This is a genomic window from Sporosarcina luteola (assembly GCF_023715245.1).
In the GTDB taxonomy this organism is placed as follows: domain Bacteria; phylum Bacillota; class Bacilli; order Bacillales_A; family Planococcaceae; genus Sporosarcina; species Sporosarcina luteola_C.
This window is the reverse complement of sequence record NZ_JAMBNV010000002.1, coordinates 190,717-210,369: the sequence shown is the minus strand read 5'-3', so window position 1 is coordinate 210,369 and position 19,653 is coordinate 190,717. Positions and strand designations below refer to the sequence as shown.

At 46.0% G+C, this 19,653-nt stretch carries 22 protein-coding genes; all 22 read left to right on the top strand.

Annotated elements, in window-relative coordinates; genetic code table 11:
• Nucleotides 1-126 precede the first annotated feature (126 nt).
• The 22 genes from rpoB to M3152_RS12450 all read left to right on the top strand — a co-directional run bounded on the left by rpoB (nt 127) and on the right by M3152_RS12450 (nt 19,626).
• Nucleotides 127-3,669, top strand: coding sequence for a DNA-directed RNA polymerase subunit beta (rpoB, locus tag M3152_RS12555; RefSeq protein WP_251695523.1), 3,543 nt, complete (start codon nt 127-129; stop codon nt 3,667-3,669).
• Nucleotides 3,670-3,776: 107 nt separating this feature from the next.
• Nucleotides 3,777-7,370 (top strand): DNA-directed RNA polymerase subunit beta', encoded by a 3,594-nt coding sequence (gene rpoC, locus M3152_RS12550; protein WP_285847167.1) that lies wholly within the window; start codon nt 3,777-3,779, stop codon nt 7,368-7,370.
• Between the two features lie 126 nt (nt 7,371-7,496).
• On the top strand, nt 7,497-7,745 hold the full coding sequence (locus tag M3152_RS12545; RefSeq protein ID WP_251695522.1) for a ribosomal L7Ae/L30e/S12e/Gadd45 family protein: 249 nt from the start codon (nt 7,497-7,499) through the stop codon (nt 7,743-7,745).
• Between the two features lie 103 nt (nt 7,746-7,848).
• The gene (gene rpsL / locus M3152_RS12540) at nt 7,849-8,271 is read left to right on the top strand and encodes a 30S ribosomal protein S12 (RefSeq protein WP_251627860.1); all 423 of its coding nucleotides are present in this window, start codon (nt 7,849-7,851) and stop codon (nt 8,269-8,271) included.
• Between the two features lie 41 nt (nt 8,272-8,312).
• On the top strand, nt 8,313-8,783 hold the full coding sequence (rpsG, locus tag M3152_RS12535; protein ID WP_251627862.1) for a 30S ribosomal protein S7: 471 nt from the start codon (nt 8,313-8,315) through the stop codon (nt 8,781-8,783).
• Nucleotides 8,784-9,023: 240 nt separating this feature from the next.
• A complete protein-coding gene (gene fusA / locus M3152_RS12530; protein WP_251695521.1) occupies nt 9,024-11,102 on the top strand; it encodes an elongation factor G in 2,079 nt (692 codons plus the stop codon).
• Nucleotides 11,103-11,230: 128 nt separating this feature from the next.
• A complete protein-coding gene (gene tuf / locus M3152_RS12525; protein WP_251695520.1) occupies nt 11,231-12,418 on the top strand; it encodes an elongation factor Tu in 1,188 nt (395 codons plus the stop codon).
• A 633-nt stretch (nt 12,419-13,051) separates the two neighbouring features.
• Nucleotides 13,052-13,360: a 30S ribosomal protein S10 gene (gene rpsJ / locus M3152_RS12520; RefSeq protein ID WP_060203412.1), complete on the top strand. Its 309-nt coding sequence runs from the start codon at nt 13,052-13,054 to the stop codon at nt 13,358-13,360.
• A gap of 40 nt (nt 13,361-13,400) precedes the next feature.
• Nucleotides 13,401-14,030, top strand: a complete 630-nt coding sequence (rplC, locus tag M3152_RS12515; protein WP_251695519.1) for a 50S ribosomal protein L3 — start codon at nt 13,401-13,403, stop codon at nt 14,028-14,030.
• Nucleotides 14,031-14,054: 24 nt separating this feature from the next.
• Entirely contained in the window at nt 14,055-14,678 is a 624-nt protein-coding gene (gene rplD / locus M3152_RS12510) for a 50S ribosomal protein L4 (protein ID WP_251695518.1), read from the top strand.
• Nucleotides 14,678-14,962 carry a 50S ribosomal protein L23 gene (gene rplW / locus M3152_RS12505; protein ID WP_251695517.1) on the top strand — a complete coding sequence of 95 codons (285 nt, stop codon included), beginning with the start codon at nt 14,678-14,680 and terminating at the stop codon, nt 14,960-14,962. The genes rplD and rplW overlap by 1 nt, the downstream gene beginning before the upstream one ends.
• A gap of 33 nt (nt 14,963-14,995) precedes the next feature.
• Complete coding sequence (gene rplB / locus M3152_RS12500; protein WP_251695516.1) at nt 14,996-15,826, top strand: 50S ribosomal protein L2; 831 nt, start codon at nt 14,996-14,998, stop codon at nt 15,824-15,826.
• A gap of 63 nt (nt 15,827-15,889) precedes the next feature.
• Nucleotides 15,890-16,168 carry a 30S ribosomal protein S19 gene (rpsS, locus tag M3152_RS12495; protein ID WP_251695515.1) on the top strand — a complete coding sequence of 93 codons (279 nt, stop codon included), beginning with the start codon at nt 15,890-15,892 and terminating at the stop codon, nt 16,166-16,168.
• A gap of 19 nt (nt 16,169-16,187) precedes the next feature.
• Nucleotides 16,188-16,532 (top strand): 50S ribosomal protein L22, encoded by a 345-nt coding sequence (gene rplV / locus M3152_RS12490; protein WP_060203423.1) that lies wholly within the window; start codon nt 16,188-16,190, stop codon nt 16,530-16,532.
• Nucleotides 16,533-16,535: 3 nt separating this feature from the next.
• Complete coding sequence (gene rpsC, locus M3152_RS12485; protein ID WP_251695514.1) at nt 16,536-17,192, top strand: 30S ribosomal protein S3; 657 nt, start codon at nt 16,536-16,538, stop codon at nt 17,190-17,192.
• 2 nt (nt 17,193-17,194) lie between these two features.
• Nucleotides 17,195-17,629 (top strand): 50S ribosomal protein L16, encoded by a 435-nt coding sequence (rplP, locus tag M3152_RS12480; protein ID WP_251695513.1) that lies wholly within the window; start codon nt 17,195-17,197, stop codon nt 17,627-17,629.
• Complete coding sequence (gene rpmC, locus M3152_RS12475) at nt 17,619-17,819, top strand: 50S ribosomal protein L29 (RefSeq protein ID WP_009499049.1); 201 nt, start codon at nt 17,619-17,621, stop codon at nt 17,817-17,819. The genes rplP and rpmC overlap by 11 nt, the downstream gene beginning before the upstream one ends.
• 17 nt (nt 17,820-17,836) lie before the next feature.
• Nucleotides 17,837-18,100 (top strand): 30S ribosomal protein S17, encoded by a 264-nt coding sequence (gene rpsQ, locus M3152_RS12470; protein ID WP_251695512.1) that lies wholly within the window; start codon nt 17,837-17,839, stop codon nt 18,098-18,100.
• Nucleotides 18,101-18,139: 39 nt separating this feature from the next.
• Nucleotides 18,140-18,508, top strand: a complete 369-nt coding sequence (gene rplN / locus M3152_RS12465; RefSeq protein WP_251695511.1) for a 50S ribosomal protein L14 — start codon at nt 18,140-18,142, stop codon at nt 18,506-18,508.
• Nucleotides 18,509-18,543: 35 nt separating this feature from the next.
• Nucleotides 18,544-18,855 carry a 50S ribosomal protein L24 gene (rplX, locus tag M3152_RS12460; protein WP_251627886.1) on the top strand — a complete coding sequence of 104 codons (312 nt, stop codon included), beginning with the start codon at nt 18,544-18,546 and terminating at the stop codon, nt 18,853-18,855.
• A 26-nt stretch (nt 18,856-18,881) separates the two neighbouring features.
• Complete coding sequence (gene rplE, locus M3152_RS12455; RefSeq protein WP_251695510.1) at nt 18,882-19,421, top strand: 50S ribosomal protein L5; 540 nt, start codon at nt 18,882-18,884, stop codon at nt 19,419-19,421.
• Nucleotides 19,422-19,440: 19 nt separating this feature from the next.
• Entirely contained in the window at nt 19,441-19,626 is a 186-nt protein-coding gene (locus M3152_RS12450; RefSeq protein ID WP_230498276.1) for a type Z 30S ribosomal protein S14, read from the top strand.
• The last annotated feature ends 27 nt before the right edge of the window (nt 19,627-19,653 follow it).

Here is a 19,653-nt window from a genome sequence, read left to right as displayed (position 1 = left end):
TACTGGCAATGGATAAAAGATTGTTAAACCGAAAATGAGCTCTTGCCAGAACTCGTTTTCTTTTTGTTTTTTCGATATCATACACTATTTTTATGATTTCGCAAAGGACTAATATTGTTTTGAGGGGTGAAAGAGTTGACAGGTCATTTAGTTCAGTATGGTCAACACCGTCAGCGCAGAAGTTTCGCGCGGATCAATGAAGTTCTCGAGCTGCCGAATTTGATTGAAATCCAGACGGCATCTTATGAGTGGTTCTTGGAAGAAGGGCTACGGGAAATGTTCCGTGATATTTCTCCAATCCAGGATTTCACAGGTAATCTTTCGTTGGAATTCATTGATTATCAACTTGGTGAACCGAAATACCCTGTTGATGAATCAAAAGAGCGTGACGTTACGTATGCAGCACCGCTGCGCGTAAAAGTGCGATTGCATAACAAGGAAACGGAAGAAGTGAAAGAACAGGACGTTTTCATGGGTGACTTCCCGCTTATGACGGAAAACGGAACGTTCATCATCAACGGTGCGGAAAGGGTCATCGTATCCCAGCTCGTAAGGTCCCCGAGTGTCTACTTCAATGATAAGACGGATAAGAACGGTAAGCGCGGATTTGCTGCGACTGTCATTCCGAACCGCGGTGCGTGGCTCGAGTACGAGACTGACGCAAAAGATGTAGTCCACGTCCGGATTGATCGTACCCGTAAATTGCCGATTACCGTCCTTCTTCGAGCGCTTGGATTTTCAACAGATCAAGAAATCATTGATCTGATCGGAGACAATGAGTACTTGCGCAACACGCTTGAAAAGGATAACACGGAAACTTCGGAGAAGGCCTTGCTTGAAATCTACGAGCGTCTACGTCCAGGTGAGCCTCCGACGTTGGACAGTGCGCGAAGCCTGCTGTACTCCCGCTTCTTCGACCCGAAAAGGTATGACTTGGCGAATGTCGGCCGTTATAAAATGAACAAGAAGCTTCATCTGCAAAATCGTCTGTTCAATCAAACGGTTGCAGAAACACTTGCAGACCCTGAAACAGGTGAAATTCTAGTTGAGAAAGATCAGCTGCTAGACCGTCGGACATTGGATCGTCTATTGCCTCATCTTGAAAAGGGTGTCGGCATCCAGGAAATAACGCATGTTGGCGGTGTCTTGGAAGAAGATATTACAATCCAGACAATCAAGATCTATGCTCCGAAGAGTGAAGAGAAGCAAGAGATCAATGTTATCTCGAATGCGAGCATTGATGAGTCGGTGAAACATGTGACACCTGCGGACATTGTCGCTTCCATCAGCTATTTCTTTAACTTGCTCCATGGAGTTGGAAATACGGACGATATCGACCATCTTGGAAACCGTCGTCTGCGTTCGGTTGGTGAATTGCTTCAAAACCAATTCCGGATTGGATTATCCCGTATGGAACGTGTCGTTAAAGAGCGTATGTCCATCAATGACACTCAATCGATCGTGCCTCAGCAATTGATTAATATCAGACCGGTCATCGCTTCCATCAAAGAATTCTTTGGTAGCTCTCAGCTATCCCAGTTCATGGATCAGACGAATCCGCTTGCCGAATTGACGCATAAGCGACGTCTGTCAGCGCTAGGACCAGGTGGATTGACAAGGGAGCGTGCGGGCATGGAAGTCCGTGACGTTCACTATTCCCACTACGGACGCATGTGTCCGATTGAAACGCCGGAGGGTCCGAACATTGGATTGATCAACTCCCTTTCAACGTTTGCGAGAGTGAATAAGTTCGGTTTCATTGAAACTCCTTATCGGAAGGTTGACCCTGAAACAGGACGCGTCACTCACCAAATCGATTATTTGACTGCGGATATCGAGGATAACTATGTCGTTGCGCAGGCGAATGCGCCGCTTAACGAAGATGGTTCCTACGTCAACGAAGAAGTTGTTGGGCGTTTCCAAGGGGATAACACAGTATTCAAACGTGAGCAGATCGACTATATGGATGTATCTCCGAAGCAAGTCGTCTCTGCGGCAACAGCATGTATTCCGTTCCTTGAGAATGACGACTCCAACCGTGCCTTGATGGGTGCGAACATGCAACGTCAAGCTGTACCTTTGTTGAATCCTGAAGCCCCGTTTGTCGGGACTGGTATGGAACACGTATCTGCGCGTGACTCCGGAGCTGCCGTAATTGCCAAATACCATGGCATCGTCGAGCACGTCGAGGCAAGGGAAATCCGGATCCGCCGCATTGAAACGGTGGACGGCAAAGAAGTGAAGGGCGACTTGACGATTTATCGCCTTGATAATTTCATCCGTTCCAACCAAGGGACTTGCTATAACCAACGACCGATCGTAAGCGTCGGAGATCGTGTGCAACCTCGCGATATCCTTGCAGACGGACCTTCGATGGATAGTGGGGAGCTTGCTTTGGGCCGAAACGTCCTTACAGCCTTCATGACATGGGATGGTTACAACTATGAAGATGCCATCATTATGAGCGAACGTCTTGTGAAAGATGATGTATTTACATCGATCCATATCGAAGAATACGAATCGGAAGCACGGGATACGAAACTCGGACCTGAAGAGATTACGAGGGACATCCCGAATGTCGGGGAAGAAGCCCTTCGCAACTTGGATGACCGCGGTATTATCCGTATCGGTGCAGAAGTCCGTGATGGTGATATCCTCGTCGGGAAAGTGACACCTAAAGGGGTTACCGAACTGACAGCGGAGGAAAGACTTCTCCACGCGATCTTCGGAGAGAAAGCCCGCGAAGTGCGTGACACGTCCTTGCGTGTTCCTCACGGTGCTGGCGGAATCGTCCTGGACGTAAAAGTGTTCAATCGTGAAGATGGAGACGAATTGCCACCAGGCGTAAACCAACTCGTCCGTGCATATATCGTCCAGAAGCGTAAAATCTCTGTCGGGGATAAAATGGCTGGACGTCACGGTAACAAAGGTGTTATCTCACGCATCTTGCCTGAATCGGATATGCCATACCTTCCGGACGGCACACCGATCGACGTCATGTTGAACCCACTTGGTGTACCTTCTCGTATGAATATCGGACAGGTATTGGAAATGCATCTTGGAATGGCTGCCCGTAACCTGGGCATTCATATGGCTTCGCCGGTATTTGACGGAGCGAATGAAGAAGATGTATGGAGCACCATGGAAGAAGCGGGTATGAACCGTGACGGAAAGACGATCCTTTACGATGGCCGCTCAGGTGAGCCATTTGACAGCCGCGTATCTGTAGGCGTCATGTATTTGATCAAACTCGCTCACATGGTTGACGACAAGCTTCATGCTCGGTCGACTGGACCTTACTCGCTCGTTACGCAACAACCGCTCGGAGGGAAAGCTCAATTCGGCGGTCAGCGTTTCGGGGAGATGGAAGTGTGGGCGCTTGAAGCTTATGGTGCCGCTTATACATTGCAAGAAATCCTTACTGTCAAGTCGGATGACGTTGTCGGACGTGTGAAGACGTACGAAGCGATCGTCAAAGGACAAAGCGTCCCTCAACCGGGCGTTCCTGAGTCGTTCAAAGTATTGATCAAAGAACTTCAGAGCCTTGGGTTGGACGTGAAGATGCTAACAGAGGAATTCGAAGAAATCGAAATGCGCGATCTCGATGATGACGATGATATGCAACCAACAGACGCATTGAACCTCATGGCTGAAGATCAAACGGTTTGATTGAAATACAGTTTGTGCAATTGGATAGGGGAGCTCGAACGCTCCTCTGTCTTACTGATAAAGATGTGAGTCCATCGCGGAGATAAGATAAGAGGGAGGTAGGCTCCTTGATAGATGTAAACAATTTTGAGTATATGAAAATCGGCCTTGCTTCACCGGATAAAATTCGTTCTTGGTCTTACGGTGAAGTGAAAAAACCCGAAACGATCAACTATCGTACATTGAAACCAGAGAAAGACGGTCTGTTCTGTGAACGGATTTTCGGACCTACAAAAGACTGGGAATGTCATTGCGGTAAATACAAGCGTGTCCGTTACAAAGGCGTCGTTTGTGACCGTTGTGGTGTTGAAGTGACACGCCAAAAAGTTCGTCGTGAACGTATGGGGCATATCGAGCTTGCAGCACCGGTCACACATATTTGGTATTTCAAAGGCATTCCAAGCAGAATGGGCTTAATTCTAGATATGACACCACGTGCGTTGGAAGAAATCATTTATTTCGCATCTTATGTCGTTGTTGACCCTGCAGACACACCACTCGAGCGGAAACAATTGCTTTCCGAGAAGGAATTCAGGCTATACCGTGAAAAGTATGGTTCGAAATTCCAGGCGCTCATGGGTGCCGAAGCGATTGAACAACTTTTGATGGCAATCGATCTAGACAAAGAAACGGAAAGCCTGAAGGAAGAGTTGAAGACTGTACAAGGTCAGCGTCGTACTCGTGCGATCAGACGCTTGGAAGTCGTCGAATCTTTCCGTAACTCTGGAAACCGTCCGGAATGGATGGTTCTCGAAGTGTTGCCGGTCATCCCGCCGGAACTGCGCCCGATGGTACAACTGGACGGCGGCCGTTTCGCAACTTCCGATTTGAATGACCTTTACCGTAGGGTAATTAACCGGAACAACCGGTTGAAGCGACTTCTTGACCTTGGCGCACCTGGCATCATCGTGCAGAACGAAAAGCGGATGTTGCAGGAAGCTGTCGACGCACTAGTTGACAACGGTCGTCGCGGACGTCCGGTTACTGGTCCAGGAAATCGTCCGTTGAAATCCCTCTCCCATATGTTGAAAGGGAAGCAAGGTCGCTTCCGTCAAAACTTGTTGGGTAAACGGGTCGATTATTCAGGTCGTTCGGTAATTGTTGTTGGACCTAACTTGAAAATGTATCAATGTGGTCTTCCGAAAGAAATGGCGATTGAATTGTTCAAGCCTTTCGTTATGAAGGAATTGGTTGAACGTGGACTGGCCCATAACATCAAGAGTGCGAAACGCAAGATCGAACGTTTGCATTCAGAAGTTTGGGATGTCCTTGAAGACGTCATTAAAGAGCATCCGGTATTACTAAACCGTGCTCCTACTCTTCATAGACTTGGAATCCAGGCATTTGAACCATTGTTGGTCGAAGGACGTGCCATCCAGCTTCATCCACTCGTATGTACGGCTTATAACGCCGACTTCGACGGAGACCAAATGGCTGTTCACGTTCCGCTTTCAGCAGAAGCTCAAGCAGAAGCGCGTTTACTCATGCTTGCAGCGCAAAACATCCTGAACCCGAAAGACGGTAAACCAGTTGTTACTCCATCACAGGATATGGTGTTGGGCAACTACTACCTTACGTTGGAAAGGGAAGGATCCATTGGAGAAGGGTCGATTTTCAGCAATATGAATGAGGCTTTGATTGCATATCAAACAGGCCATGTCCACTTGCATACGAGAATCGCCATCCAAGCTGGTTCGTTGAACAACCCTACATTCACAGAAGAACAGAACCGCAAGCTTTTATTGACAACAATCGGGAAGCTTATTTTCAATGAAATTCTTCCTGAGACGTTCCCATACATCAATGAACCGACAGATCACAATCTACAGATTGAAACGCCGGATAAATACTTCATTGATGGAACGGTCAATATTAGAGAGCATATTCAAAATGCGGAGATCGTCCTTCCGTTCCGTAAAAAGATCCTTGGAAATATCATCGCGGAAATCTTCAAGAAGTTCCATATCACGGAAACTTCAAGAATGCTTGACCGGATGAAAAACCTAGGTTTTAAATATTCAACTCGTGCAGGCATCACGGTCGGTATTTCAGATATCGTCGTATTGCCGAACAAAGATGATATTTTGAAAGAAGCTCAAGATAAAGTGGATAAAGTAACGCAACAATTCCGCCGTGGTCTCATTACGGAGGAAGAGCGTTATGACCGTGTCATTTCCTACTGGAGCAATGCCAAGGACGTCATCCAGGATAAACTGATGGACTCTCTTGAAAATACAAACCCTATTTACATGATGAGTGACTCAGGTGCCCGTGGTAACGCGTCCAACTTCACGCAGCTCGCAGGAATGCGGGGACTAATGGCCAACCCGGCAGGACGGATCATCGAGTTGCCGATCAAGTCTTCGTTCCGTGAAGGATTGACAGTACTTGAGTACTTCATTTCCACTCACGGTGCCCGTAAAGGTCTTGCGGATACAGCATTGAAAACTGCTGACTCCGGTTACTTGACACGTCGTCTCGTAGACGTTGCGCAAGATGTCATCGTACGCGAAGACGATTGCGGAACGGACAGAGGTCTGCAAATCAGCGCTCTGACTGAAGGAACAGAAGTCATCGAAACATTGGAAGAGCGTATTGAGGGCCGTCATACGAAGAAGACAATCCGTCATCCGGAAACGGGCGAAGTGATTGTTCCGAAAGATGGTCTTGTCACTGCCGATCTTGCAACAGCAATCATCAATGCAGGAATCGAAACAGTTACAATCCGTTCTGCGTTCACTTGTAATACAAAACACGGTGTTTGTAAAAAATGTTACGGCATCAATCTTGCAACAGGGGAAACGGTTGAAGTTGGTGAGGCAGTTGGTATCATCGCTGCGCAATCAATCGGTGAGCCTGGTACACAGCTTACGATGCGTACATTCCATACAGGTGGAGTTGCGGGGGATGACATTACATCCGGTCTTCCTCGTATCCAGGAGATTTTCGAATCCCGGAATCCAAAAGGGCAAGCAGTCATTTCTGAGATCAAAGGTGAAATCACTGAGATTGACGAAATCCGGGAAGGTCAGAAGGAAATTACAATTCAAGGGGAAGTTGAAACGCGCAAGTATCTTGCTCCGTACAACGCCCGCTTGAAAGTACAAGTCGGCGATTCAATCGATCGCGGGGACAGCATTACAGAAGGTTCCATCGATCCGAAAGAATTGATTGTCGTTAAAGACGTAGCGACTGTACAAGAATACCTTCTTAAAGAAGTTCAGAAAGTTTACCGTATGCAAGGTGTTGAGATCGGTGATAAGCACGTTGAAGTGATGGTCCGCCAGATGCTTCGAAAAGTGCGTGTCATCGAAGCTGGAGACACGGATCTACTTCCGGGCTCATTGCTCGACATCCACCAATTCGCCGAGGCGAACGCTAAAGTATTGAAAAGCGGGAAGGTGCCGGCTACATCACGTCCGGTCATTCTCGGTATTACGAAAGCATCACTTGAAACGGAATCCTTCTTGTCGGCAGCATCCTTCCAAGAAACGACTCGCGTCTTAACAGATGCAGCGATCAAAGGAAAAACGGATGAATTGCTCGGCCTTAAGGAGAACGTCATCATCGGTAAGCTTGTTCCAGCTGGAACTGGCATGCAGCGTTATCGCCAGATCAAGATGGAACAGGAAGAAAAGGCGACAGCAGCGGTAATTGAGTAAATGATAATCAAATGGGGAGAGAAAGAATCCTCTCCCCATTTTTTATTAATTGTTGACATGCATCTTCGTAGATGGTAATATACAAAAGGTTGATAGTTGAATGTCTGTACTTTGGAGGATGCACGAATGTCTTATGAAAAAGTCGAGCAGGCAAAGAAGACAATCATCGGTACAAAGCAAACAGTGAAAGCGATAAAGTCTGGCGTGGTGAAGGAAGTCGTCATTGCGGAAGATGTCGAAGGAAAGCTGATCGAACCGGTAATCGGGGAAGCAGCCAAGCACGGCATTCAAGTAAGTTATGTCGATTCGAGGGAAAAGCTCGGTCAGGCATGCGGCATTCAAGTCGGTGCGTCCGTCGTCGCCATTACTGTATGATAGTTTTTGTGTGATGAAACACACAAAGACTTTGTTTTTACCCCAAAAATGAACCACCTGGATGTGTGGTCTTACAAAAAGCACAGTGAAAGGAGGAAATCCGATGCCTACAATTAACCAATTGGTCCGTAAACCTCGTAAATCGAAGTCGGACAGTTCCAAGGCACCAGCACTCGGAAAAAGTTATAATAGCTTCAAAAAGTCGATGACAAACGTCAACTCGCCACAAAAAAGAGGTGTTTGTACTCGTGTGGGTACAATGACTCCGAAGAAACCGAACTCGGCTCTTCGTAAATATGCGCGTGTTCGTTTGACAAACACTTTGGAAGTGAACGCATATATCCCTGGTGAAGGTCACAACCTTCAAGAGCACAGCGTTGTTCTAATCCGTGGAGGACGTGTAAAAGACTTACCGGGTGTTCGTTACCACATCGTACGTGGAGCGCTTGATACAGCTGGAGTTACTGGCCGTATGCAAAGCCGTTCACAATACGGTGCGAAAAGACCTAAAGAAAAGAAAAACTAATAACGAAAACGAAATGATTATTTCGAAAGGAGGAAAACAATATGCCTCGTAAAGGTCCTGTTGCAAAACGCGACGTATTACCGGATCCGATTTATAATTCGAAGCTTGTCACTCGTCTTATCAACAAAATGATGGTAGACGGTAAAAAAGGTACATCACAAAAAATCCTCTATGGTGCGTTTGAACTTGTTCAAGAACGCTCAGGTAAAGACCCTATAGAAGTATTTGAAGCAGCATTGAACAATGTTATGCCAGTGCTTGAAGTACGTGCTCGCCGTGTCGGTGGTGCGAACTACCAAGTTCCGGTTGAAGTTCGTCCTGAACGCCGTACAACTCTCGGATTGCGTTACCTTGTAAACTACTCCCGCTCACGTGGTGAGAAAACGATGGAAGAACGTCTTGCGAATGAAATCCTTGATGCTTCCAACAACACAGGTGCTTCCGTGAAACGCCGTGAAGAAATGCACAAGATGGCAGAAGCGAACAAAGCATTCGCTCACTATCGCTGGTAAGATCGGACGTTTTATCTTTATTCAGCAGAAGATTGCCGCCTCTAAAGGTATCGAGATGCATGCAATTTTGAATACTGTTTAGCGGGTGTTGAGATTCAGCTGAAAAAAGATGAAAGCCTCCGGCGGATGTCAAGGATTTTTTATGGTAGGTTTTCGAGCTTGCTCGAAAAAATCCTGACACAATCACGCCGAGGCGTGATTGATTGACACCTTAATCCGAAACGGAAGGAGTTATACAAAATGGCTAGAGAGTTCTCCTTAGTGAATACTCGTAACATTGGTATCATGGCTCACATCGACGCCGGTAAGACGACGACGACCGAGCGGATCCTTTTTTACACAGGTAAGATCCATAAGATTGGAGAAACGCACGAAGGGGCTTCCCAAATGGACTGGATGGAGCAGGAGCAGGAGCGTGGAATCACGATCACTTCTGCTGCGACAACAGCTGCATGGAAAGGCCACCGTGTAAACATCATCGATACACCGGGACACGTAGACTTCACAGTTGAAGTTGAACGTTCACTTCGCGTATTGGATGGTGCTGTAACGGTTCTTGACGCTCAATCGGGCGTTGAACCACAAACAGAAACTGTTTGGCGCCAAGCGACAAACTATAAAGTTCCACGTCTTGTTTTCGTTAACAAGATGGATAAAACAGGTGCGGACTTCCTTTACTCTGTAGGCACTCTTCATGATCGTCTACAAGCGAATGCTGTTCCGATCCAACTTCCGATTGGTGCTGAAGATAATTTCAGCGGCATCATCGACCTCGTCGAAATGAAAGCTACTATGTACGGTAATGACCTCGGAACTGATGTTACAGTGGAAGATATTCCGGAAGAACACCGTGCGCAAGCCGAAGAATACCGTGAGAAATTGATCGAAGCGATCGTAGACTTTGATGAAGATCTCATGGAAAAATACCTCGGCGGCGAAGAGCTGACGGTCGACGAAATCAAAACTGCAATCCGTAAAGCGACTCTTGCGGTAGAATTCTACCCAGTTGTTTGTGGTACGGCTTTCAAAAACAAAGGTGTTCAATTAGTCCTCGACGCTGTTGTCGACTACTTGCCATCACCACTCGACATTCCACCAATGATGGGTGTCAACCCGGAAACAGAAGAAGAAGAAGAGCGTCATTCAAGCGACGAAGAGCCGTTCTCTGCTCTAGCGTTCAAAGTTATGACAGACCCTTACGTTGGTAAGCTTACATTCTTCCGTGTTTATTCCGGTGTCCTTCAATCGGGTTCATATGTACAGAACTCTACTAAAGGAAAGCGTGAGCGTGTAGGACGTATCCTGCAAATGCACGCAAACTCCCGTGAAGAAATTTCTGAAGTCCATTCAGGTGAAATTGCAGCTGCAGTCGGTTTGAAAGATACTGGAACAGGTGACACGCTTTGTGACGACAAAGCACCAATCATCCTTGAGTCCATGGATTTCCCAGAACCGGTTATCTCTGTTGCGATTGAACCGAAAACTAAAGGTGACCAAGATAAGATGGGTAACGCCCTTGCGAAATTGCAAGAGGAAGACCCGACTTTCCGTGCGCACACTGACCAAGAAACAGGCGAAGTCATCATCGCTGGTATGGGTGAACTTCACCTTGATATCATCGTTGACCGTCTACGTCGTGAGTTCAAGGTAGATGCTAACGTTGGTGCACCACAAGTTTCTTACCGTGAGACATTCCGCACTGCTGCGGAAGTTGAAGGTAAATTCGTCCGTCAATCCGGTGGTCGTGGACAATACGGTCACGTTTGGATTGAGTTCTCGCCAAACGAAGAAGGAAAAGGTTTCGAATTCGTAAACGCTGTCGTCGGTGGTGTTGTTCCTCGTGAATACATCGGATCCGTTGAAGCGGGAGTTCGTGATTCCTTGAACAATGGTGTTCTTGCAGGTTATCCGTTGATCGACGTAAAAGCTCGTCTATTCGATGGCTCTTACCATGACGTCGACTCCAACGAGATGGCGTTCAAGATCGCTGCTTCCATGGCACTTAAAAATGCAGCTGCAAAATGTAACCCAGTTCTTCTTGAGCCGATGATGAAAGTTGAAGTCATCATTCCTGAAGAATACATGGGCGACATCATGGGTGATATCACATCACGCCGTGGTCGCGTGGAAGGTATGGACGCTCGCGGTAACGCACAAGTTGTCCGTGCAATGGTTCCACTTGCAGAGATGTTCGGTTACGCAACTTCACTTCGTTCGAATACACAAGGCCGTGGAGTATTCTCCATGTCATTCGATCACTACGAAGATGTTCCGAAATCAGTTGCAGAAGAAGTCATCAAGAAAAATAAAGGTGAATAATTAATATTCATCCTTGTTTCCATCATTGATTACTTGTAAGATATGGATAGTTGGAGGGAATTGCTTCTCCAGCATCCATGCTTATAAAAAACTAAAAAACATTCATATTTTTAAGGAGGAATTCCACAATGGGTAAAGAGAAATTCGATCGCTCCAAGGAGCATGCTAACGTTGGAACAATCGGTCACGTTGACCATGGTAAAACAACTTTGACTGCTGCAATCGCAACAGTTCTTTCGAAAAAAATGGGTGGAACAGCGAAATCTTACGCTGACGTTGATAACGCGCCAGAAGAAAAAGAGCGTGGAATCACAATCAATACTTCACACATCGAGTATGAAACTGAAAAGCGTCACTACGCGCACGTTGACTGCCCAGGTCACGCTGACTACGTTAAGAACATGATCACTGGTGCAGCACAAATGGACGGCGGAATCCTAGTTGTTTCTGCAGCTGACGGCCCAATGCCACAAACTCGTGAGCACATCCTTCTTTCACGTCAAGTAGGTGTTCCTTACCTAGTTGTATTCATGAACAAATGTGACATGGTTGACGACGAAGAGCTTCTTGAGCTAGTCGAAATGGAAATCCGTGACCTTCTATCTGAGTATGAGTTCCCTGGCGACGACATTCCTGTCATCAAAGGTTCTGCTCTTAAAGCACTTGAAGGTGAGCCAGAGTGGGAAGAGAAAATCGTTGAGCTTATGAATGCTGTTGACGAGTACATCCCAACACCACCACGTGACACTGAAAAACCATTCATGATGCCTGTTGAGGACGTATTCTCAATCACAGGACGCGGTACAGTTGCTACTGGACGTGTTGAGCGTGGAGTAGTTAAAATCGGTGACGTTGTAGACATCATTGGTTTGACTGAAGAGCCAAAATCAACTACTGTAACAGGTGTTGAAATGTTCCGTAAGCTTCTTGACTATGCAGAAGCTGGCGACAACATCGGTGCACTTCTTCGTGGAGTTTCCCGTGAAGACATCGAGCGTGGACAAGTACTTGCTAAACCAGGTACAATCACTCCACACACTAAATTCAAATCAGAAGTTTACGTTCTATCAAAAGAAGAGGGTGGACGTCACACTCCATTCTTCTCTAACTACCGCCCACAGTTCTACTTCCGTACAACTGACGTAACTGGTATCATCCAACTTCCAGAAGGCGTGGAAATGGTTATGCCTGGCGACAACGTTGAAATGACAGTTGAACTTATCGCTCCAATCGCGATTGAAGAAGGTACTAAATTCTCAATCCGTGAAGGTGGACGTACAGTAGGCGCTGGCGTTGTAGCAACAATCGAAAAGTAATAACCTTTAAAAACCCCGCACCGGTGCGGGGTTTTTCTTTTGGAGAATCTTTAAATTAGTCGAATGCATTTGGCGCGAATGTATGTGGGACTGATCTTGGGTTGCAGCCGCGGTAAAAGGGTGAGTGATGAATATCCCGAGCTCAAAGTGAACACTCCTACGCTCAAAGTAATTCGCTCCGCGTCCATAGTAAGGCGTTCCGCGCCTAAAGCGAGCTGTTGTGCGTCCATAACGAGGTGATGTACGTCCAAAGTAAGCTGCTCGTACGTCCAAAGCAAGCTATCACGCGTCCAAACAACTCATTCCTATCCGCTATCAATGCAACAAACTAACTTCAACGATCCCTATTATTACAAACAAAGCTACGAATCGTTAAAATCCAAGCTATTTTTCACTCAAAATCCCACAAAACAGTTGAATTATAAGTCGTACCCTATTATAATTAAAAAGCTGAGAAAAGAATTTCGCCAAAAGGGTTGCGGGATTCTTTTTCATTGTGTATAATGTTGAATGTTGGTCTTTGACTGCGATGAAGCGAGAGGTTGCCGACACACCCGGCCGCTTTGCCATGGCAAGTGTGTGGGAAATTTTCGTGGAGAATGTCTAGAAAATAGGCGAGAAGGAGGGAAAATAATGGCAAAACAGAAGATTCGTATCCGTTTAAAAGCATATGATCACAGAATCCTTGATCAGTCAGCTGAAAAGATTGTAGAAACAGCAAAACGTTCAGGTGCAAGTGTGTCAGGTCCGATTCCACTTCCAACTGAAAGATCTGTTTATACAGTACTTCGTGCGGTACATAAGTACAAAGATTCGCGCGAGCAGTTCGAAATGCGTACGCATAAACGTCTTATCGATATCGTTAACCCGACACCACAAACTGTCGATGCGTTGATGAAACTCGATCTACCATCTGGCGTTGACATTGAAATCAAACTTTAATCGATAAAATAAAACTTATTAAAATCAGGAGGTGTGACAAATGACCAAAGGAATCTTAGGGAGAAAAGTCGGCATGACGCAAATTTTTGCTGAAAACGGCGATCTCATTCCAGTGACTGTGATTGAAGCTGCTCCAAACGTTGTTCTTCAAAAGAAGACGAACGAAACAGACGGCTACGAAGCAATCCAGCTTGGATTCGACGACAAACGTGAGAAGCTTGCAAACAAACCTGAAAAAGGCCACGTTGCCAAAGCTGAAACGGCACCTAAGCGCTTCATTCGCGAATTCCGCGGAGTTGACGTAGCTGGGTACGAAGTTGGTCAGGAAGTCAAAGTCGATACATTCGCAGAAGGCGATATCGTCGACATTACAGGAGTATCAAAAGGTAAAGGGTTCCAAGGTGTTATCAAACGCCACGGATACTCACGCGGACCGATGAGTCACGGTTCCCGTTTCCACCGTGCGCCAGGTTCACTAGGTGCGGTTGACGGACAACGTGTATTCAAAGGTAAGAAATTACCAGGACGTACTGGTGGAGACACTGTAACGATCCAAAACCTTGAAATCGTACGAGTTGACGCTGAGCGTAACTTGCTACTAATTAAAGGTAATGTTCCAGGACCACGCAAATCACTAATCACAGTGAAAAGCGCAATCAAAGGGAACTAATTCTTAAAGGAAGGAGGAAACATAATGCCTAAAGTATCCGTACTAAGTCAGACAGGTTCTTCAGTTGGCGATATCGAATTGAACGAAGCGATTTTCGGAATCGAGCCAAATGAAGCTGTCCTATTTGAAGCATTGGTTCAACAACGCGCATCATTGCGCCAAGGGAACCATAAAGTAAAAACTCGCGCGGAAGTTGCTGGCGGTGGCCGTAAACCATGGCGCCAAAAAGGAACTGGACGTGCACGTCAAGGTTCAATCCGTTCACCACAATGGCGTGGAGGCGGTATCGTATTTGGTCCATCTCAAAGAAGCTACAGCTACAAGCTTCCTAAGAAAGTCCGTCGTTTGGCACTCCTTTCAGCGCTTTCTACGAAAGTACGCGACGAGGAAATCATCGTATTGGACGCTCTTACATTCGATGCACCAAAAACAAAAGAATTTACAAAGGTCCTAACAGATCTTTCTATTGATAGAAAAGCATTGTTCGTAACAGCTGATCTTGACGAAGCGGTGGCATTGTCCGCTCGCAACATCCCTGGAATCAGTGTTGTTACAGCAAACGGCATCAACGTGCTTGACCTTGTCGCTCATGACAAGCTTGTCATCACAAAAGATGCAGTTCAAAAAATTGAGGAGGTGCTTGGTTAATGGAAGCACGTGATGTCCTAAAACGTCCGGTCATTACCGAGCGTTCTTCAGAACAAATGGAATTCAAAAAGTACACTTTCGAAATCGATACTCGCGCTAACAAAACACATGTGAAGCAAGCTATCGAAGAAATCTTCGGAGTAAAAGTTGAGAAAGTCAACGTACAAAACTACAAAGGCAAGTTCAAACGTATGGGCAAGCATGCTGGCTACACTAACAAACGCCGCAAAGCTATCGTAACGTTGACTGCTGATTCAAAAGACATCGAACTATTCGAATTGTAATTGGTTCGTAAATAAACAAAGGAGGGAACACCAATGGCGATTAAGAAATACAAACCTACCTCCAACGGACGTCGTAACATGACAAGCTCTGACTTCTCTGCAATCACTACAGATAAGCCGGAAAAATCATTGCTTGAGCCGGTAAAACGGAAAGGCGGCCGTAACAACCAAGGTAGGATGACTGTTCGTCACCAAGGTGGAGGCCATAAGCGCCAATACCGTGTCATCGATTTCCAACGTCGGAAAGATGGCATTCCAGGACGCGTTGCTACGATCGAATACGATCCAAACCGTTCTGCTAATATCGCTCTAATCAACTATGCTGATGGAGAAAAACGTTATATCCTTGCTCCAAAAGGATTGGAAGTAGGCATGACTGTCATGTCAGGACCTGAAGCGGACATCCGCGTAGGGAACGCTCTTCCACTTGAAAACATTCCGATGGGTTCTACTATCCACAACATCGAAATGAAACCTGGTAAAGGTGGACAATTGGTACGTTCTGCTGGTACATCCGCTCAGCTTCTAGGGCGTGAAGGCAAATACGTAATCATCCGTCTTCAATCTGGAGAAGTTCGTATGATCCTATCAACTTGCCGTGCAACAATCGGTCAAGTAGGTAACGAGCAACACGAATTGATCAACATCGGTAAAGCAGGTCGTTCACGCTGGATGGGTAAACGTCCAAGTGTCCGTGGATCTGTCATGAACCCTAACGATCACCCACACGGTGGTGGTGAAGGACGTACTCCAATCGGTCGTCCGAGCCCAGTTACACCTTGGGGTAAACCAACTCTTGGCTTCAAAACTCGTAAGAAAAACAACAAATCCGACAAACTTATCGTTCGTCGCCGTAAAAAATAATGTGATGACACTGCGGTTCGGTAAGAGGACCGTAGTACACCCATCACGGAGGGAGGTTTTTCCATGGGCCGCAGCTTGAAGAAAGGACCTTTTGCAGATGATCATCTACTTAAAAAGGTCGACGCTCAAAAAGATACACAAAAGAAACAGGTCATTAAAACTTGGTCTCGCCGTTCCACAATTTTCCCATCCTTCATCGGATTGACGATTGCAGTGTATGACGGACGCAAGCACGTACCTGTCTATGTGACTGAAGATATGGTTGGTCACAAACTCGGTGAATTCGTACCTACGCGCACATACAAAGGTCATGGCGCTGACGATAAGAAAACAAGACGTTAATTGAGAGGAGGTTATTCTGATGCAACAAGCAAAAGCTACTGCCCGCACAGTCCGTATTGCTCCTCGCAAAGTCCGTTTGGTCGTTGATCTTATCCGGGGCAAGAAAATCGGTGAAGCTGTCGCGATTCTACGCCTGACGCCTAAAGCGGCATCGCCGGTTGTAGAAAAAGTATTGAAATCAGCAATCGCTAATGCTGAACACAACTATGAGATGGATGTTGAGAACATGATCGTCAGCGAAGTTTTCGTTGATGAAGGTCCAACAATGAAACGTTTCCGTCCACGAGCACAAGGTCGTGCAAGTGCGATCAACAAACGTACTAGCCACATTACAGTAGTGGTATCCGAAAAGAAGGAGGGGTAATTCGTGGGTCAAAAAGTACATCCTAATGGTTTACGGGTTGGCATCATTCGTGACTGGGATTCGAAATGGTATGCAGAGAAAGACTATGCGACTCTTTTACACGAAGACTTGAAAATCCGTGAGTACATCGAAAAACGCCTTGTTGACGCAGCAGTTTCCAAAGTGGAAATCGAACGTGCAGCAAAGCGTGTCAATATTACAATCCACACTGCGAAGCCGGGTATGGTGATCGGTAAAGGCGGTTCTGAAGTCGAAGCACTTCGTAAATCGTTGAATGATATCACTGGCAAGCGTGTACACATCAACATTGTAGAAATCAAACGTGCTGATCTTGACGCGAAATTGGTTGCAGAATCAATCGCACGCCAATTGGAAAGCCGTGTTTCATTCCGTCGTGCTCAAAAACAAGCAATTCAACGTACAATCCGTTCTGGTGCAAAAGGAATTAAAACTCAAGTTTCCGGACGTCTTGGCGGTGCTGACATCGCTCGTGCGGAACACTACAGTGAAGGTACTGTTCCCCTTCATACATTACGTGCAGACATTGACTATGCACACGCAGAAGCTGATACTACATATGGTAAGCTTGGCGTAAAAGTATGGATTTACCGGGGAGAAGTCCTTCCAGTGAAGAAGAACTCTGGGGAAGGAGGCAACTAATTATGTTAATGCCTAAACGCGTTAAATATCGTCGTGTATTCCGTGGTAAAATGCGCGGAACTACAAAAGGCGGAGCATCTGTGCAATTCGGTGAGTATGGCCTGCAAGCAACTGAATCAGGTTGGATCACGAACCGCCAAATCGAATCCGCTCGTATCGCAATGACACGTTACATGAAACGTGGCGGTAAAGTTTGGATCAATATTTTCCCACACAAGCCATATACGAAAAAGCCTCTTGAAGTCCGGATGGGTTCCGGTAAAGGTGCTGTAGAAGGCTGGGTAGCAGTAGTGAAACCAGGTCGTGTAATGTTTGAAATCGCAGGTGTGTCAGAAGAGGTTGCTCGTGAAGCGCTTCGTCTCGCATCTCACAAACTGCCCGTGAAGAGCAAGTTTGTAAAACGTGAAGAAATTGGTGGTGAATCTAATGAAAGCTAAAGAAATCCGTGACTTAACAACTGCAGAAATTGAGCAAAAAGTGAAATCACTGAAAGAAGAGCTTTTCAACCTTCGCTTCCAATTAGCGACAGGACAATTAGAAAACACTGCACGCATCCGTGAAGTTCGCAAATCGATTGCGCGCATGAAAACTGTAATACGTCAAAGAGAGATCAGTGCAAATAACTGATGAAGGAGGTTGCAGCCATGACTGAGCGTAACCAGCGCAAAGTATATACAGGCCGTGTAGTATCCGACAAAATGGATAAAACGGTTACCGTAATGGTAGAGACACATAAAAAACACACTTTATACGGAAAACGTGTAAAGTACTCGAAGAAATTCAAGGCCCATGACGAACTGAATGAAGCGAAAATCGGCGATGTAGTTCGCATTATGGAAACACGTCCACTTTCAGCTACAAAACGTTTCCGCCTCATCGAGATTGTCGAAAAAGCGGTCATCATCTAATATCGTTCGGAAAGTAAATTCCGAGAGGAGGTAGCCTCAATGATTCAACAAGAAAGCCGTATGAAAGTTGCCGATAACTCAGGTGCACGTGAAGTTCTAACAATTAAAGTACTTGGTGGAACAGGTCGTAAAACTGCTAATATCGGTGACGTCGTTGTTGTAACAGTGAAAAAAGCAACACCAGGTGGCGTTGTCAAGAAAGGCGACGTTGTCAAAGCTGTTATCGTCCGCACGAAAAGCGGAGTTCGTCGTAAAGATGGCTCCTACATTACGTTCGACGAAAACGCATGTGTTATCATCCGTGATGACAAGAGCCCACGTGGGACACGTATTTTCGGACCAGTTGCACGCGAATTGCGCGACAGCAACTTCATGAAAATCATTTCACTAGCTCCAGAAGTTCTTTAATCACATGACAGTGCCAATCAAGGAGGTGCGATGAAATGCACGTTAAAAAAGGCGATAAAGTTATGGTCATCACCGGAAAAGACAAAGGTAAGACCGGAGTAATCTTAGCTGCTTTCCCTAAGAAGGATCGCGTGCTTGTAGAAGGCGTCAACATTGTTAAGAAACATACAAAGCCGAACCAAGCAAATCCTCAAGGCGGAATCGTCAGCCAAGAGGCAGCTATCCATGTATCCAACGTCATGCCAATCGATCCTAAAACAGGCGAGCCTACTCGCGTAGGATACAAAATTGTAGATGGCAAAAAGATTCGTATTGCTAAAAAATCCGGTGAAGCACTGGACAAATGAGTAATGGATGAAAGGAGGTCCAACTGATGAGCCGATTAAAAGAGAAGTTTTCGAAAGAAGTCACACCTGCTCTTATGAGCAAGTTTGAATATACTTCAGTAATGCAAGTACCTAAAGTAGATAAAATCGTCATCAACATGGGTGTTGGTGATGCTGTTCAAAACACAAAAGCGCTTGACGCGGCAGTAGAAGATCTAACGATTATTTCCGGTCAAAAACCAGTTGTAACAAAAGCGAAAAAATCAATCGCTGGATTCCGTCTTCGTGAAGGAATGCCGATTGGAGCAAAAGTTACATTGCGCGGTGAACGTATGTATGAATTCCTGGACAAGCTGATCTCAGTTTCACTTCCACGTGTTCGTGACTTCCGAGGCGTTTCGAAAAAATCATTCGACGGTCGCGGCAACTACACACTTGGTGTGAAAGAACAGCTGATTTTCCCTGAAATCGACTACGATAAAGTATCTAAAGTACGAGGAATGGATATCGTCATCGTTACGACTGCTAACTCTGATGAAGAAGCACGCGAGTTGCTAACGCAGTTCGGCATGCCGTTCCAAAAGTAAACTAGAGGGAGGCGAAAACGTGGCTAAGAAATCAATGATCGTTAAACAGAAACGTACGCAAAAGTTCAAGGTTCAAGAATATACACGTTGCGAGCGATGTGGTCGTCCGCACTCCGTATATCGTAAATTTAAACTTTGCCGTATTTGTTTCCGAGAACTCGCATATAAGGGACAAATTCCTGGCGTTAAAAAAGCTAGTTGGTAATCCCCTAACTTGGGAAGGAGGTTAATG